This is a genomic window from Sphingopyxis sp. LC81, from assembly GCF_000756375.1.
Taxonomy (GTDB): domain Bacteria; phylum Pseudomonadota; class Alphaproteobacteria; order Sphingomonadales; family Sphingomonadaceae; genus Sphingopyxis.
In genome coordinates, this window is record NZ_JNFD01000009.1 from 99,878 (window position 1) to 115,393 (window position 15,516).

Sequence of the window (15,516 nt, forward strand, 5' to 3'; positions counted from 1 at the left end):
TGGACGGAATAGCGTGTTTGAAAGCGAGTCTATTTCATATTATGGCTATATGATGAAAGAAATTGTCAAACTCGACGCGCTCGACCGTCGCATCCTCGGCGAATTGCAGCGCGATGGCGCGCAGAGCAACGGCGACCTTGCCGAGCGGGTGGGCAGCACGGGCCCGTCGTGCTGGCGCCGCGTCAGAGCGCTCGAGGCGGCCGGCGTGCTGACGAAAAATGTGTGGCTCGTCGACGCGGCACGGGTCGGACAGAGCGTCAACGTCCTCTGCAATATCCGGCTCAAGAGCCATTCGGCCGAGCATACCGCGATGTTCGAAAATTTTGTCCGGGACCAGGATCGCATCATGGAATGCCTGTCGATGTCGGGCGAGTGGGATTATCAGGTGCGCGTCGTCGCAACCGATGTCGCCGACTACGAAGCGTTTCTGATGCAAAAGCTGCTCAGGAACGAAGCGGTCGCCGCAGCGGCGTCGCACTTCGCACTCAGGGCGGTCAAATATCAGACAGCCGTTCCGCTTCCGGGCGAGTAACTGGTCCGAAATGGCCGAGCGGCGATCCGTCAAATAACTAAACTTTTGAAATTAAAAGAAAAAATTCCAGATTCGACGAAATCTCAAATTCGAAGACATTCGGCTACATTCGAGCCTCGGCGCTTTCACGATCGGCACCTTAGCCTCAGGCCTTTCGCGGACAAATGCCGTAAGTCAATTTGAACGCGCACCTTTGTCGAATCATCGTTCCCGTGACGTTTCCACGAAGCTTTCGATGCCGAAGATTGAGCGTCCCGGGCCATTGGCGAATCCGCCAAGCATAAGGTGCAGCTTCTGCTCTTCGGTCCGGTATGGCGCAAAATGTGCGCCCAGTTCCATCACGCCGCCTGACCTGTTCGCGAACTGCGGCCATTGTGGCAAACCCGGGCCGTTGGGGTCGCCGCGTTTCACGAAATTTCCCCATAGTTGCGACATGGTCGCAGCAACCGAGCGGTCGTATTCCGTGAAGGGGCGGTCGGGTGAGGTGCTCAGCGAATTGAAAGTGTAGGGCATTTCGGCCGAGTGGAACGCGCCGAACATCTCCTGTCCCGGGCCCGGTTCGGGATGGGTGTAATAATAGGCAAAGGCGGGGGCGTGGTGCATGCGCGCCCAGTCGATAAGCGATGCAAGGCCATACAGGCGGGTCAGTTGCCGGCGCGCGGCGAGCGCCGTCATCTCGCTATCGAGCGGGGTGTCCGCCAGTAGTGCATCGGCGCCGGCGTCGCCCGCGATCCGGGCGGCGAGCGCACGCACGTCCGCAGGCGCCGCGCGGAAATAACCGGGGCTCAACACGCCTTCGTCGGCGTTCAGTCCGACCATCACCGGCACGGCCCGCCGCTGGCCCGCCGCTTCCATCGCGGCGACCTGTCCGGGCAGGATCGATCCGTCGACGACAGGGCCGAGCAGCGGCATGCCGCCGACATCTCCAGCGCCGGCGAGCGGGCCGGTATCGAGCAGCGCCATCACCCGATCCGCCGGCAGATTCCGCAGCGCTGCGATACCGGGGAGCCTCGCGCGGGCGAGCAGGTCGGCGCCGCGGCGGTCGGCTTCGGTGCGGTCGGGTAGCGGCACTTCGACGATACCGCTTTGCGCGATCGCGCGGACGAACAGTCCGTCGGACTTCGGCGAAAGCAACAACATATGGACGGCCATGGCGCCCGCCGACTGGCCGGCGATCGTCACCTGTCCCGGATCGCCCCCAAAGCCGGCGACATTGCGCTGCGTCCAGCGCAGCGCCGCCAATATGTCCTGCAACCCGAAATTGGCGCCGCCGCCGGGATCGTCCGCGAGGTCGCGAAAGGCGGCAAAGCCGAAGACGCCCAGACGATAGTTGATCGACACGACAATGATGCCCTGCCGCGCCAGCGCCGCGCCGTTATAGATCGGAACCGCATTCGACCCCGACATGAAGGCGCCGCCGTGAATCCAGATCATCACCGGCAGCGGCCGGCCGTCACGCTCCGCCGGTGCCCAGATGTTGAGGGTGAGGCAATCCTCCGAAACCGGCGACGGCGCGACATATTCGCGGGTCCACGGACCGAAGCCGCCGGGGGTGATCGTCTGGACGCAGCCGGGGCCATGCGCCTTGGCATCGCGCCGCCCGGACCACGGCGGAGGCGCTTCGGGAGCGGCCCAGCGCCGTTCGCCGACGGGCGGCGCGGCATAGGGAACGCCGAGGAAGCGGACGACGCCGTCGTCGAGGGTTCCGCTAAGCTCGCCGCTTTCGATCTTCGCCACCGCGTCTTGCGCCGCCACGGGCGGTGCGAACATAAAGGAGCCGATCAGGGCGGCAACGGGAGAAAGGAGGCGCATCGACGTTACTCTCACCGGTCAGGGCGCCTTGGCGGCCACGACGCGTTCGACGAAATCGAGCCGCGCGCGGATCGGATCGGGTTCTTCGTGCGCGCCGGCCGCGTCGAAGGTCATAATGGTATCGGCCGCCACGCCGCCCGGCGACCAGCGCCCACCACCCGTTGCCGACGGTACGCCGGTCTTTGCGAAATTGACCCAATAATCCTGCACCAGCCGCGCCGCCGCGCGATCGGCGGGCGATGTCGCAGCGCCGTGCCGGACGTCGACGGTGCCGAAGAAAAAGGGCAATTCGCTCGCATGAAAGGCGCCCGGCATCTTGGCGCGCAGATATTCGGGCACATAGCCGAAGCGGTAGGTGAAGACGGGCTGCCCGCGCCCCGCGATGATCCGGGCGACGTGCCGCGCGGGTTCGAGGAACATCGTGTCGGCCGAAACCGCGATGCCGATGCGCATCGCGTCCTTGCGCGCTTCGGGGTCATAGACCGGCTCGGCCTGTGCGCGCACTGCCGCCAGCGGGGCATAGGCCTGATCGACACCCCCGCCGAAGAAGAAGCCGTCGGCATCGTTTGCGCCGATGACCATTGGTATCTTTGCGCCGTCGCCGGCGGCATAGGCCGCATCGATCGACCGGCGCACAATCTGTCCGTCGGCATAGAGCGGCGTGAAATCCTTCGCGCCGAACAGGGTCATCAGGTTGAGCCCGCTCATCACGCTGTCGGCTGGCAGGGCGCGAAGCGCGGCGAGCGGGCCGGCCTCATCGCCCTCTATTCCCTTCGCCCGCGCAAAACCGGCGCCGATCGCTTCGGCCTCGGTCGCGGTGCGCAGCGGGCCCATTAGATCGCGCCCGCCGCCGGACATGGAGATCGCCTTGTGAAACAGTCCCTTCGCAAGCGGGGTCGTTGTCAGCGCGTGCACCGACATGCCGCCCGCCGATTCACCGAAAATGGTGACGTTGCCGGGATCGCCGCCGAAGGCCGCGATATTTTCCTGCACCCATTTCAGCGCTGCGATCTGGTCGAGGATCGCATAATTGCCCGTCGGCGCGCCGGCGGCTTCGCGTTTTAGGGCCGGGTGGGCGAAAAAGCCGAAACGGCCGAGCCGGTAGTTGAAGCTGACGAAAACCACATCCGATTCGGCAAAAGACCGGCCCGTATAGACCGGCGGCGAGCTGCCGCCGTTGACGAAGCCGCCGCCATAAATCCAGATCATCACCGGCCGTTTCTTGCGCGACCGTTCGGCCGGGGTCCAGACGTTGAGATAGAGGCAGTCCTCGGACGGCTTCACCCCCAGCGGCGCGGCATCGGCCTTGAAGGGAATCTGCATGCAATCGGGGCCGTACTGGTCGGCGACGCGAACCTGGGTCCAGCGATCGGCGGGCTGCGGCGCGCGCCAGCGCAGATCGCCGACGGGGGGCAGGGCATAGGGAATCCCCCGATAGGCGATGCTCTGGCCTTCGGCGACGCCTTGCACGGCACCGCTACGCGTGTCGACGACGGGCTGCGGCGCGGTGTCCGCCGCCATCGCGGGAGAAACGAGCGCCAGCGCGAGCGCGACGGTGGGGAATATCCGCATTGTCTGTCCTTTCACATTATCGCCGCGATGCCGCCGGAACGGGACAGCCTGTCCCCGTTCCGCCGAGTTCGAGGCATTCTCCATCGACCGGACCGTCCGGTGCGACCCGCATGGCGGCGGCAAGCGTTGGCGCCACGTCGACCACCTGTACCGGCAGGGCGCGTTCCTGATGCGCCACACCGGGCCACCAGAAGAGGATGGGGACGCGCCGGTTGACGTCGCTGGGCCCCGAATGGCCCATCATGAACAGGCCGGGGAGCGACGGCGCGGCGATCTTCAGCGGATCGGTCGCGAGCAATATGTCGCCGCTGCGCGCAGGATAGAAGGACAGCGCCATACGGTCGGCGACCGGCAGCAGGTCAGGCGACTGGCGCGGATCGGGCTTACGTCCATGCAATTGAGCCGCCGTCCAGGCACCGGCGATGCCCGGCCGGGTGAGCGCGCGCGCCGCGGTCGCTTCGGCGATGCGGTTCTTGAGCGCGGTATCGGCGAGCGACTGCCCGCCGGCGTCGACGACAACAAGCTGCGTCGGGTCGAAGAACGCCGGGCGCAGCGGGTTCCAGTCGACGCCCGTCGCGGTGCGCGCCGCGGCGTTGAGATCGGCGAGCAGCGCGGCGGCATCGATCCGCCCGGCATCGCGATAGCCGCGCGCCGTCAGCCGTTCGGGAAGATCGCCGCCGCCATGGTCGGCGGTGAGCGCGACGAGTACGGGAATCTTGAGCTCGCCGATCCGTTTGAGGAGGCGGCCAACCTCTTGGTCGACCCGGGCCATCTGGTCACACATCTCGGGCCCTTGCGTGCCATAGGCATGGCCGACCATATCGGTCGCCGACAGGCCGACCGCGAGCAGGTCGGTTCCGGGCGACCGGCCGAGCTTCTGGCCGTCGAGCAGGTCGATCGCCGCGTCGATTGTGATCTGGTCATAAAACCACGGCGGCGGTGTTGGGCCGCTCGCGGGTGGCTGGCCGGGGATCGCGGCCGGCGGATCGGGCGGCAGGTGCGCGTGGAAACTCTTGCCGCCTGGAAGGGGAATCACCGCCTCGCGCACCCGGCAGCTTTCGCGCCGGTAGGTCCAGGCGGGTGCGGCCTTCAGCCGCCGCGCAAACCCGGCATTGAGCTTTGCAAGCGGCGCGAGGCGGCGCTGGGCGTCCCCAGCATCGGCGCCCCAGGTGTCGAATCCCTGCTTGCCATCGAACCAGAAAGCCCCGTCGGGATGGCGGCCGCCCATCATGATTGCCGACCGATCCTTGCCCGCGACCGAAAAGACGCGATTGGCGGGCGAGGCGGCCTTGAGCCAATCGCCGAGCGTCGACACCTCGAGCATCGCCGGTCCGGTGCCGAGCTTGCGGCTGGCGCGTGCGGCGACATGGATGCCATCGTCGGTGCAATAGCGGTCGACCCCGGCGCGCTGGTCGTACCATTGGTTCGCGATGATCCCGGTCGCGGCAGGATGCCGCCCGCTCGCGATCACCGCATGGCCCGCGCAGGTTTCGGTCACGCCCTGCGCATGAAAACCGTTCGAATAGACGATGCCCTGCGCCAGCCTGGCGAGCCCGTCCTGAAACTCGCCCCGGCTCGCGTTAAAAAGATCGGCCGAGAACTGGTCGATCGAAATCAGGACGACCAGCTTCGGTGGGCCGGGCTTTTCCTCGGCGGCGACGGGCGTCGCCGATAATGCGGCCAGAGCGACGGCGCTGACCGCAGCCGCGATCGATTTCCTGGTCATGCGAACCTCCCGGGCGTGACGCCGGGCCGTCCCAACCGACGGCCCGGCACCTCCCCTTTTAGAAACGACCCTCCAGCGACACGCCGAGCGTCCGGAACGAGTTGAGACCGAACATGTGGTAATAGTCGCCGCGCGACTGCGAGTTGGAGTTGATGAAGGTCGGCTGGCGCTTGTCGAAGCAGTTGCGGCAGAAGAGCGTCAGCTTGTATCTGTCGTCGATCTGCTTGAGCCCGATGCTGGCGTCGAACAGCGAATAGCCGGGCAATTTCGTGTTCGGATCCTCGTTCGAGCTGAAGTTCGAACTGGTGCGGGCGTAGAGCGCACCCTGCAGAAATACCGCGAGGCTTTCGCTGACCGGTGTTTCATAGCGGCCGGTCAGGCTGACCGTCCATTTGGGCACGTTCGGCAACCGATTGCCCGACGAATCGATCGTCCCGTTGGGGCGGCAGTTCGGCTGGAAAGGATAGCAGCGGTCGCCTTGAAAGTCCGAGAAGAAGGCGTCGACATAGCTGACCCCCAGATTGAAGACGAGCCCTTCGGCGGGCAGGGCCGACGCCTCGATCTCGAATCCGCGCGACTTGAGTTCGCCCGCGTTCAGCAGGACATAGCCGTTGCTCGCCGTGTCGAACGCCTGCGCCTGGAAATTCTTGAAAGTCGAGCTGTAGCCCGAGATGTTGAAGATCAGGTGGCGGTCGAGCAGCGTCGACTTGATCCCGGCTTCATAGGAGGTCGGGATTTCCGGCATGATGAGCGGCGCGCGCGGATCGATCGTCAGGTTGAAGCCCGGTCCCTTATAACCGCGCGCCACCGAGGCATAGGCCATGACATCGGCGGTCACGTCATATTGCGCGCCGACGCGCCACGAGAAATTCTCTTCGCTGATCCGCTGGTTGCGCGACCCCACTGCGCCGAACGGGATGACGAACCCGGCCGCGTCGCTGACCGAGCGAAGCTTGAGCTTGTCATAGGTATAGCGGCCGCCGAAGGTGAAACGGAAGCGGTCGCTGATATTGAGCGTGCCCTGACCGAAGCCTGCGTAGCTTTTCGACGTCATCGAGCCGGTCGAGTGAATACCGAGCCAGGCATTGAACCCGGCGGGCGGCGGGGCTGTCACGCCGTTGGCACCCGCCGCGGTAATGTCGGAATCGCTCTTGGAATCATAGTAATAGAGGCCGAGCTGATATTCGAAAAACTGTCCGACAGGCGATGCCAGCCGCAGTTCCTCGGTGAACTGGCTGATCGTCGAAAGCTGGTGGTTCGTATCGAGAAGATTGACGCGGTGCTTGTCCGAATCGAACAGATTGTCGGCGTCGAACTTCCGCCAGGCGGTGATGCTGGTCAGCGTGTGCCCGCTCTCGAACTCATAGTCGATATTGGCCTGAAGCCCGCCGACATCGAAATTGGCCCGCGTCGGCGCGCCATAGCTCGAAAAGAAATTGTCGGGATTGGCGACGATGCCGAGCGCGGCGTTTTCGGCGGCGAAGCGGCTGGTGGGCCGGACAATGCGATCGGCGCTGCCGCCCGATCCGACGCCCGAGGAATGCGCATAGTCGCCGGCGATGAAGATGCTGAGTTCGGATGTCGGCTCCCACAAGAGCTTCGCGCGCAGGCTGGTCTGGTTCTGACCATATTGGCTGCCGGGAACATCAACCAGATTTGTGATCACCGGGTCGGTATGCGTCTGCGCCGCGCTGACGCGCAGCGCGGCCTTGTCGCCCAGCGGCACGTTGACGATGCCTTGCAGGCGATAGAGCAATCCGTCGCCGGGCACCTTCATCTGCGCGATCTCGCCCATGACCTGTCCGTCGAAGCGGCCTATCTCGGGGCGGCGCGTCGTGATGTTCACGAGGCCGGCGGAGGCGTTCTTGCCGAACAACATGCCCTGCGGGCCGTTGAGCACCTCGATCTGCGCGAGGTCGAGATAGTTCATGAAGCCGAGCGACGGGTTGCCCATGACGACGCCGTCGATCACCGAGGTCACGCTCGCTTCGATCGAGTTCGAGAAGCTCAATGTGCCGACGCCGCGGATCGAGAAATTGGAGGCGCCGAGCGCCGCATTGAAGCTTTTGACCTGCAGGCTGGGCGCGACGAGCTGGAGCTGCGACGGGTCGAAAATCTGGCGCGAGGCAAGCGCGTCGGCGCTGACGACGGTCGCCGAAATCGGCACGTCCTGCAGGTTTTCGGCGCGTTTCTGTGCGGTGACGATGATCTCGCCGAAGCCGCCGGTCTGTTCGTCGGTCGGCGCGGCGTCCTGTGCGAAGGCCGGTGTCGTGACCGCGAGCACGGCGCAAAGCGCGGTGGCGGAAGTCCAAATCCTCTTCATATCATCCCCCTGTTCTGTGATGGTCTATTTGCGGTAGGTCCAAGTCCTTCCGGCGAGCGTGACGCCCGTTTCCTCGATCAAATCTTCGGCCGACGCGCCGAGCGCGAAGCGATAGGTGCCGGGCGCGATCGTCCAGCCCTTGGGTCCCCAGTCGGCGAGCAGGCGCGGGTCGATGGGCACGTCGACCCGGCGTGTTTCGCCGGGTTTCAGGTCGACGCGCGCGAAGGCGACGAGCCGGCGCGTCTTGCCGCGCGGCGTTTCGATCAGATAGACTTGTCCGACATCGGCGCCGCCGCGCGCGCCGCTGTTCCGCAGCGTGAAGGCGGCGGCGGGATTTGCCCCGCCCGCGACTGCAAGGCCCGAGCGGTCGAAGCGGGTGTAGCTGAGCCCGAAACCGAACGGATAGAGCGGCTTCGCCTGCTGGCGCGCGAACCAGCGGTAACCGACGTCGGCGCCTTCGACATTATAGTCGATGTCGAGCGTCTGACCGGGCTTGCCATGCCCGGCGAAGCTTGGCTCGACGGTCTCGGCGCCCGGCAGGGCAGGACGCGGAAGCTGCGCGATCGAAGCCGGAAAGGTCACGGGCAGGCGGCCCGACGGATTGACGTCACCGAACAGCACCCCGGCGATCGCCTCGCCGCCGCGCGCGCCGGGATACCAGGCGGCGAGGATCGCGCCGACATCGTCCTTCCACGGCATCGCGACGGGGCCGCCGTTCTCCAGCACGACAACCGTCTTCGGATTGGCCTTCGCCACCGCCGCGATCATCGCATCCTGTCCTTGCGGCAGCGAGAGATCGGGGACGTCGAGCCCTTCGGTCATCCACTGCGTTCCAAAGACGATGACAAGGTCGGCGTTTTTCGCTGCGATCGCCGCCTCGGCCGGGTAACGGCCGTCGCGGAACACGACGTCCGCCTGCGGCGCGCGGGCGCGAATGGCGTCGAGCGGCGAGGACCGGTGATAATTTTGCGCCATCAGCGCGGTGAACGGCCCGTCCTTCACGGTCGGAAGCGACACCGCCGGGCCGCCCTGACCCTGCACCTGCGACGATCCCGCGCCCGAAAGCACGCCCGCGTCGGCATAGCCGCCGACCACCAGGATGCGCTTTGCCGAGGCGGCCAGCGGCAGGATATTGTCGCGGTTCTGGAGCAGGACCATGCCCTTTTCGGCAATTTCCTGTGCGACCGCGGCGCCGGCGGCGACATCGATCGGCGCCTTGCGCGGCGGGTTGCGATCGACCCCGACGGCATAGATGGAGCGCAGCACGCGCCGGCTCATGTCGGCGATGCGGCGCTGATAGCGCTTGTCGCGATTGGCGGCGTCGAGCAGCGGCTGGCCGAAGAACACCGCCGCATCGAGCTGCGAGCCCGATTGCTGGTCGAGACCCTCAAGCGCGAAATCGGTCGCCCGGACCGATCCCCAGTCGGACATAACCCAGCCCTTGTAGCGCCAGTCGCCCTTGAGGATGCCGTTCAGCATCCGGTCGTTGCCGCACGCCTGCGCACCATTGACCTTGTTGTACGCGCACATGACCGACCCCGGCTGTCCCGTTTCGATCGCGATCTCGAAGGCGAGCAGGTCGCTCATGCGCAGCGCGCCTTCGTCGATGATGCCGTTGTGGAACTGCCGCCCGATCTCGGTCGGATTGAGTATGAAATGCTTGATCGTCGAAATCACGCCCTGCGACTGGATGCCCGCAACCGCCGCGCCGCCGAGCAGCCCCGAATGCAGCGGGTCTTCGCCCAGATATTCGAAGGCGCGGCCGCCACGTGGATCGCGGACCAGGTTGATGCCGCCCGCGAGCAGGACATTGAACCCCTTGGCATGGGCTTCGCCGCCGATCAGCGCGCCGCCCTTGCGCATGAGGTCGGGGCTCCATGTCGAGCCCATCGCCATTCCCGACGGAAGCGCGGTCGCCCCGTCGCCGCGTAGGCCGCCAAGGTAGGACACACCAAGGCTGGCATCGGTTTCGGTGAGCGCAGGAACGTCGAGGCGAGGGATGCCGGGAATATATCCCGCGCCAAACGGGACACCTTCGGGGATTTTCACGTCGCCAAGGGGCATGGCCAGGATGCCGTTCAGCAGGGTCACCCGCTCGGCATTGGTCATCACGGCTTCGGCGGCGGCGGCGCGGCGATCGGCGTCGTCCACTGCATCCCGCGCCTGGACTCCCGGTGCAATAGCTGACATCGAACAGGCGGCGAGCAACGCCGCGCGGCAAAGCCACGATCCCATCAAACTCTCCCTTTTGATCTGTTTTCGAATCGCTAGCTATCTAATCATGTCAGCGCTGACAATGAAAAATATCAGCGCTGACATGAAGGGTGGACTGGATACGTATTCCGCGTCTAACTAGGCGCGATGAATCCTATTGGTCCCGCCGTGAAAAAGCCTGCTACCCTGGACGATGTCGCCGCGATCGCCGGCGTATCGGCGAAGACCGTGTCGCGCGTCGTCAACCGCAACGCCAATGTCAGCGCCGCGACGCGCGAACGCATCGAGGCGGCGATCCGCGAAACCGGCTATCGCGTCAATCAGGCGGCACGGTCGCTGGCGGCGTCACGCTCCTTCCTGATCGGCGCATTCATGCCGCACCTGTCCTCCTTCTATTTCGCGGAGATATTCCGGGGGGCGGCGAAGGCTTGCCGTCAGTACGGGTATCACCTCGTCCTCGAAGAGTTCGATCATGGCTCCGACAGCGTCGTCGATCGCTACGAGCAGGGGCTGCGCGGTGCCCATTGCGACGCATTGATCCTGACCCCGCCGGTCTGCGACGACGAGAAGCTGCTCGACGCCCTCGATCGCGACGGCTTGCCTTATGTGCGCATCGCCCCCGGCAAGCAGCTTGGCCGCTCGGTCGCGGTCGGCGCCGACGAGCGTCGGGCGGTGGAGCAGCTGGTGAGGCATTTGTGGGACGCCGGACGCCGCCGTTTCGCGATCATTGCCGGCCCCGCCGATCATGCAGCCGCGATGGTTCGCGAGCGGGCCTTCTGCGACGCGCTGGGCGCGCTGGGCGGCGACCCCGCGGGTGTCGCGCTCGCTCGCATCGAATTGAACGAATCGATCGCAGAGGCCGGGCGGATTGCAACGCTCGATCTTCTGCGGGACGTCGGGCAATTGCCCGATGCCATTTTTGCGTTCAACGACGAGGTCGCGATCGGTGCGATGGCGGGCATTCGCGAGCTGGGCCGCTCGATCCCCGAAGACATAGCGGTCGCGGGGTTCGACGACAGCTATATCGCCCAGCTCGTCTGGCCGCCGCTCACGACCATTCATCAGCCGATAGCCGACTTGGCCTTTCAGGCTGTGCGTCTCGTCGCGGATCCCGAAGGTTTCAGCACAGGAAATATTCTGTTGCCGACGAGTCTTGTTGTGCGAGGCACCACCTAGGGTCAGGAAGAAGGAGGTATCGGCTCGGCAGTCGGGAGCGCGCTCTTCCCACCCAAGGCGCTCCTTATTACGCGCCAGCCGGTTTCTTTTCGCCGCTCCCCCAGTGGGCGAGCTCCGCTGGCGTGCGCCGCAGCCAGTCATTCCCTGGGCAGGCGTTCGCGGTGCGACCGCCTTCGGGCACGACTGCATGCAGCTGCCGTTCCCGAGCGATGCCGCGCCCTTCGGCACGCCGCCCTCGGAAGACTGTCTGACCGTCAATGTCTGGGCGACGGCAGCTTTTTCGACGTGGCGCTCAAGGTTGGCGGCGACAGGTTCATGATCGAGCCGGCGCGCTATGTCGCCGGACGCGCCGCCGAGGCCGCGCAGCCCGCCTATCACTATCGCTTTTCCTATGTGGCCGAGTCGGTGCGCGCGGGGTCGAAGGGCGAGGCGCACGCGAGCGAGATCCCCTATTTTCTGGATACGGTCGCGACCAAATATGGTCCGGCGACGACCGCCGGGGACAGGGCGATCGCCCGAACCATCAGCGCTTATGTCGTCAACTTCGTGAAAACCGGTGATCCGAACGGGCCTGGCCTCACCGCCTGGCCCCGCTTTCGTGGCGGCGAGGTGATGGACTTCGCCCCCGATGGCGCGGCGCGGTCTGGAAACGATCCATGGTCGGACAGGCTCGATCTTGTCGGTCCCGATGGACCCGGCTGACACCCCTATCCTTAGCTTAACATTCTCCGCTTGCGCGATGCCCGGTCGCCTGAATTTCGAATGAGCTGTTGCCCAGGGCAAGCTCGTCGCCGCAATGGCTGCACGCAACGACCATCTTGAGATCATTGCCGCATGGGGTGTGGGTCAATAGGACCGGCGGCCCGCGCTCGTCGGAAAACCAGCGGTCGCCCCATTGCAGGAGCGCGAGGATCACGGGGTAGAGGTCGCGGCCCTTCTCGGTGAGGCGGTAGTCAAAGCGATCCGCGTGCGCCGAATAGGGCACGGCGTGCAAAATACCCTGCTTGACGAGGCGGTCGAGGCGGCCGGTCAGGATGTTTGTGGCCATCAGCGTATCGCGCTGAATCTCGTCGAAACGGTTGATGCGGGTGAACATCGCGCGGACGACCAAGGTCGCCCAGCGGTCGCCGAACAATTCGATCATCGTGTCGACCAGCGGGCGCCCGCCCGGCCGGCGGCCGCCGACATCGCCGCAGAAGCGGCGACGTTCATAGGCGGGGGTAACCTGGACCAGGCCCGGCCCCTCGCGCCATGCGACGTCGCGTGGGTCGATTTCGGCGCGGCAGCAATGGCAGACCGGGACCGGTTCGGTCGCGCTGCCACAGGTGGCGTGATAGAGCCGGACCTGGAAATCGCGGCTCGCCGCTTCCCATTTGTGCTGCCAGCGCAGCATCATCAGCGCGTTGGGAAACTGGTCGCGCCCCTTTGACGTGAGCATATAATGGTAACCGCGTCCGCCCTTTTTGGGCCGCTTGGTCAGGCAATCTTCCTCGGCCAGTTTTTTGAGGCGGCCGTTGACCACCGAGCGGGCAAGCCCCGTGCGCGCGACGAATTCGTCAAAGCCATGCACGCCCAGAAACGCCTGTTCCATGATAAGCAGGACGGGAACGTCGCCGACCACCTCCAGCGCGCGCCAGATCGAACAGGCCCTGATCGTGCGGTCGTGTTTCAAGCCAAAGCCATCCCTTGCGTCGCCATGCCCCTAAACCAGGACGGGTGCATCGACAAGGCGTGCGCCGGGAGGGGGAGGGCGGAGCCTCCGCCCTCCCGCCCGCCATCAGAAACGCCCGGTCAGCTGCACCGCGATCGTGCGCGGCCGGTCGACGATGCCATTATAGGCGTTGCCCGCGCCGCGCGTGATCGTCGTAGCGAGCGGCATCGCGCTTCCGGTCTGCAGGATGCGCTGGTTGGTGAGGTTGCGACCGATCAGCGCCACTTCCCAGCGATCGCCGACCTGCGCCAGCGCGAGCCGCGCACCGAGCTTCACATATCCATCCTGATGGGTGCGCGGGTCGAGGTTCGCCGCGGCGATATAGGAGGAGGAGAAGTCGGCGTTGACGTTGAACGCGACCTTCAAATCGCTCGTCACCGGCGTCGTATAGTCGAGATTGAGGTTGCCCGACCATTTGGGGCTGAGCGCGTTGCGCTTCCCCGAATAGTCGCAGAAGCCGTTCGGCCCCGGCACCTGCAAATAATAGCACTGGCCGTCGGTGAAGTTGGTGAATTTGAAGTCGAGATAGGCGACCGCGCCGCTGATCGTCAGCCCGTCGGCGATCGCGGCGCGAAAATCGGCCTCGACCCCCTGTGTCGTCGCGGCGGCAGCGTTGCGGACGTTGAAATTGAGCGTGCCGTCGAAGATGTTGACCTGCAGATCCTTGTACTTGGTGCGATAGAGCGACAGGTTGAACGCGATATTGCGTCCCTTGTATTTCAGCCCCGCTTCGAAATTGTCGGCGCTTTCATCCTCGAACATGAACGCGCCGGGCTTCGCCACCGTCGTCGATCCCGGCAACGAGTTCGAACGGATGTCAAAGCCGCCCGCCTTGGTGCCGCGGGCAAAGGACGCATAGAGCATCAAATCGTCGGTGGCGTCATACTGGACGTTGACCATCGGGTTGAAGCTGTCCTCGCTCAATTTGCCAGAGACGCTGTGCGCCTCGATATTGAGCGCGCGGAACACGGCGGTGACGACCGGCAACGGCGCGGTGCTGAGCGGTCCCTTGACGATCGCGAGCGTGCGGCGCCCGCTCTTCTTCTCATGGTTGAAGCGCGCGCCAGCGGTGATGCGAAGCTGGTCGGTCACCGATAGTTCGCCCTGCGCAAAGGCCGAGATCAGGTCCGATTTCTGGGTATAGTCGCGGTCGTTGCGCGTGTCGCCGAGCGCGCTGAACGGCGCGCCGAGCGCGAGGAAGGTCGGGTTGAACCGCGTGAAGTCCTGCACGTCGAGCTTCGCATGCTGATAATAGACGCCGCCGATATAGTTGAACGTTTCGCCGCCGGGTGAGGCGAGGCGGAGTTCCTGCGAATATTGGCGATAATCCTCGCGCAGGTTCGTGCCGTCGAGGAAGCTGATCCCCGAAAAATCGACGTCGACGATTTCGCGCGTCTTGTAGTCGAGCAGCGACGAGACCGAGGTCAGCGTATGCTCGCCGACTTCGAGGTCGGCGTTCAGGGTCGCGCCGAACACCTTGTTGCGGCTTTCATAGCCATTGTCCTCGCGGACATAATCGGGGTTCGTGCTGACGAAGAAAGGCCCCTGGAACACCGTGTTGTAATTGCCCACCGCGCCGAACACGTCGCGCGGCTGCCCCTTCGCCTCGAAATCGGCATATTCGAGCTTGAGCTCGGCGGCGAACGGCCCACCCTTGTCGAACTCGATCTTGCCGCGGACATATTTCTCGTCGACGCTCGGCTCGTCGCGGTCCAGCTTCTGGTTATAGAAATAGCCGTCCATCGTCCGGTAATAGCCAACGACACGCGCTTCGACGCCGTCGCTCAGCGGGCCCGACAGCACGCCGTTGAGCTGGAATTCCTTGTGATTGAATTCATAGAGGCCGGTCACCGAGCCCTCGAACTCGTCGGTCGGGCTGCGCGTCGTGATGTTCACCGCGCCGGCGATCGCATTCTTGCCGAACAGGGTCGGCTGCGGCCCGCGCAGCACCTCGACGCGCTCCATGTCGATCAACGGCAGGCGCGAGAGCTGGTCGCGGCCGTAATAGACGCCGTCGACGAACATCGCGACCGACTGTTCGAACCCCTTGTTGTCGCCCGAGGCGATGCCGCGGATCGCGATGCGGTTGGCGATCGCGGTCTGGGTGATCTTGAGGTTCGGGACCGACGAGCTGATCTGTTCGAGGTTGGTCTGGCCATAGCTTTCGACCTGCTTTCCGCTGACCGCCGAGATCGAGATCGGCACGTCGGAAAGTCCCTCGGCGCGCTTTTGCGCGGTGACGATGATTTCCTCGAGCCCGCCCTGATCCTCGGTGGATTCGGGGGCAGGCGCTGTGTCCTGAGCGAAAGCGATGCCAGGGCTGGCGAGTGCAGATGCGGTAAGCAGCGCGACAAAATAGCTCTTCATAGGGTCCTCCCACGCACCATCGTCTTGGCGACCACCGCCGCGATGTTTTTCTTGCCTTGCGACTCATAAGGGCTTTAAGTATC

11 protein-coding genes are annotated in these 15,516 nt (G+C 65.0%); 4 read left to right on the forward strand and 7 right to left on the reverse strand.

Annotated elements, in window-relative coordinates; all coding sequences use genetic code 11:
• Positions 1–52: 52 nt before the first annotated feature.
• Positions 53–532: an Lrp/AsnC family transcriptional regulator gene (locus FG91_RS05700; protein WP_037513287.1), complete on the forward strand. Its 480-nt coding sequence runs from the start codon at positions 53–55 to the stop codon at positions 530–532.
• Positions 533–733: 201 nt separating this feature from the next.
• Here FG91_RS05700 and FG91_RS05705 read toward each other — a convergent pair whose 3' ends face one another.
• The 5 genes from FG91_RS05705 to FG91_RS05725 are packed head-to-tail and all read right to left on the reverse strand — an operon-like array spanning position 734 to position 10,200.
• The gene (locus FG91_RS05705) at positions 734–2,344 is read right to left on the reverse strand and encodes a carboxylesterase/lipase family protein (protein WP_081940427.1); all 1,611 of its coding nucleotides are present in this window, start codon (positions 2,342–2,344) and stop codon (positions 734–736) included.
• An 18-nt stretch (positions 2,345–2,362) separates the two neighbouring features.
• Entirely contained in the window at positions 2,363–3,916 is a 1,554-nt protein-coding gene (locus tag FG91_RS05710) for a carboxylesterase/lipase family protein (protein WP_037513107.1), read from the reverse strand.
• A 16-nt stretch (positions 3,917–3,932) separates the two neighbouring features.
• Positions 3,933–5,642, reverse strand: a complete 1,710-nt coding sequence (locus FG91_RS05715; protein ID WP_037513111.1) for an alkaline phosphatase family protein — start codon at positions 5,640–5,642, stop codon at positions 3,933–3,935.
• Positions 5,643–5,700: 58 nt separating this feature from the next.
• Complete coding sequence (locus FG91_RS05720) at positions 5,701–7,965, reverse strand: TonB-dependent receptor (protein ID WP_081940428.1); 2,265 nt, start codon at positions 7,963–7,965, stop codon at positions 5,701–5,703.
• Positions 7,966–7,989: 24 nt separating this feature from the next.
• Positions 7,990–10,200, reverse strand: coding sequence for a beta-glucosidase family protein (locus FG91_RS05725; protein ID WP_052187340.1), 2,211 nt, complete (start codon positions 10,198–10,200; stop codon positions 7,990–7,992).
• Positions 10,201–10,347: 147 nt separating this feature from the next.
• On the opposite strand from FG91_RS05725, the gene FG91_RS05730 reads away from it, so the two are divergent.
• The 3 genes from FG91_RS05730 to FG91_RS22335 all read left to right on the forward strand — a co-directional run bounded on the left by FG91_RS05730 (position 10,348) and on the right by FG91_RS22335 (position 12,057).
• Positions 10,348–11,355, forward strand: coding sequence for a LacI family DNA-binding transcriptional regulator (locus FG91_RS05730; RefSeq protein ID WP_037513115.1), 1,008 nt, complete (start codon positions 10,348–10,350; stop codon positions 11,353–11,355).
• A 103-nt stretch (positions 11,356–11,458) separates the two neighbouring features.
• Positions 11,459–11,674: a carboxylesterase family protein gene (locus tag FG91_RS22330; protein WP_235211955.1), complete on the forward strand. Its 216-nt coding sequence runs from the start codon at positions 11,459–11,461 to the stop codon at positions 11,672–11,674.
• Positions 11,641–12,057 (forward strand): carboxylesterase family protein, encoded by a 417-nt coding sequence (locus FG91_RS22335; protein WP_037513116.1) that lies wholly within the window; start codon positions 11,641–11,643, stop codon positions 12,055–12,057. Before FG91_RS22330 ends, FG91_RS22335 begins: the two co-directional genes overlap by 34 nt.
• A 16-nt stretch (positions 12,058–12,073) precedes the next feature.
• Here the strand turns inward: FG91_RS22335 and FG91_RS05740 are convergent, their stop codons facing one another.
• Together FG91_RS05740 and FG91_RS05745 are read right to left on the reverse strand one after the other, a co-directional pair.
• Entirely contained in the window at positions 12,074–13,027 is a 954-nt protein-coding gene (locus FG91_RS05740) for a winged helix-turn-helix transcriptional regulator (protein WP_037513119.1), read from the reverse strand.
• 105 nt (positions 13,028–13,132) lie between these two features.
• The gene (locus FG91_RS05745; protein ID WP_037513120.1) at positions 13,133–15,433 is read right to left on the reverse strand and encodes a TonB-dependent receptor; all 2,301 of its coding nucleotides are present in this window, start codon (positions 15,431–15,433) and stop codon (positions 13,133–13,135) included.
• Positions 15,434–15,516 lie beyond the last annotated feature (83 nt).

Coding starts and splice junctions, on each gene's coding strand:
- FG91_RS05700 (WP_037513287.1), top strand. CDS start 53: ATGAAAGAAATTGTCAAACTCGACGCGCTCGACCGTCGCATCCTCGGC.
- FG91_RS05705 (WP_081940427.1), bottom strand. CDS start 2,344: ATGCGCCTCCTTTCTCCCGTTGCCGCCCTGATCGGCTCCTTTATGTTC.
- FG91_RS05710 (WP_037513107.1), bottom strand. CDS start 3,916: ATGCGGATATTCCCCACCGTCGCGCTCGCGCTGGCGCTCGTTTCTCCC.
- FG91_RS05715 (WP_037513111.1), bottom strand. CDS start 5,642: ATGACCAGGAAATCGATCGCGGCTGCGGTCAGCGCCGTCGCTCTGGCC.
- FG91_RS05720 (WP_081940428.1), bottom strand. CDS start 7,965: ATGAAGAGGATTTGGACTTCCGCCACCGCGCTTTGCGCCGTGCTCGCG.
- FG91_RS05725 (WP_052187340.1), bottom strand. CDS start 10,200: ATGGGATCGTGGCTTTGCCGCGCGGCGTTGCTCGCCGCCTGTTCGATG.
- FG91_RS05745 (WP_037513120.1), bottom strand. CDS start 15,433: ATGAAGAGCTATTTTGTCGCGCTGCTTACCGCATCTGCACTCGCCAGC.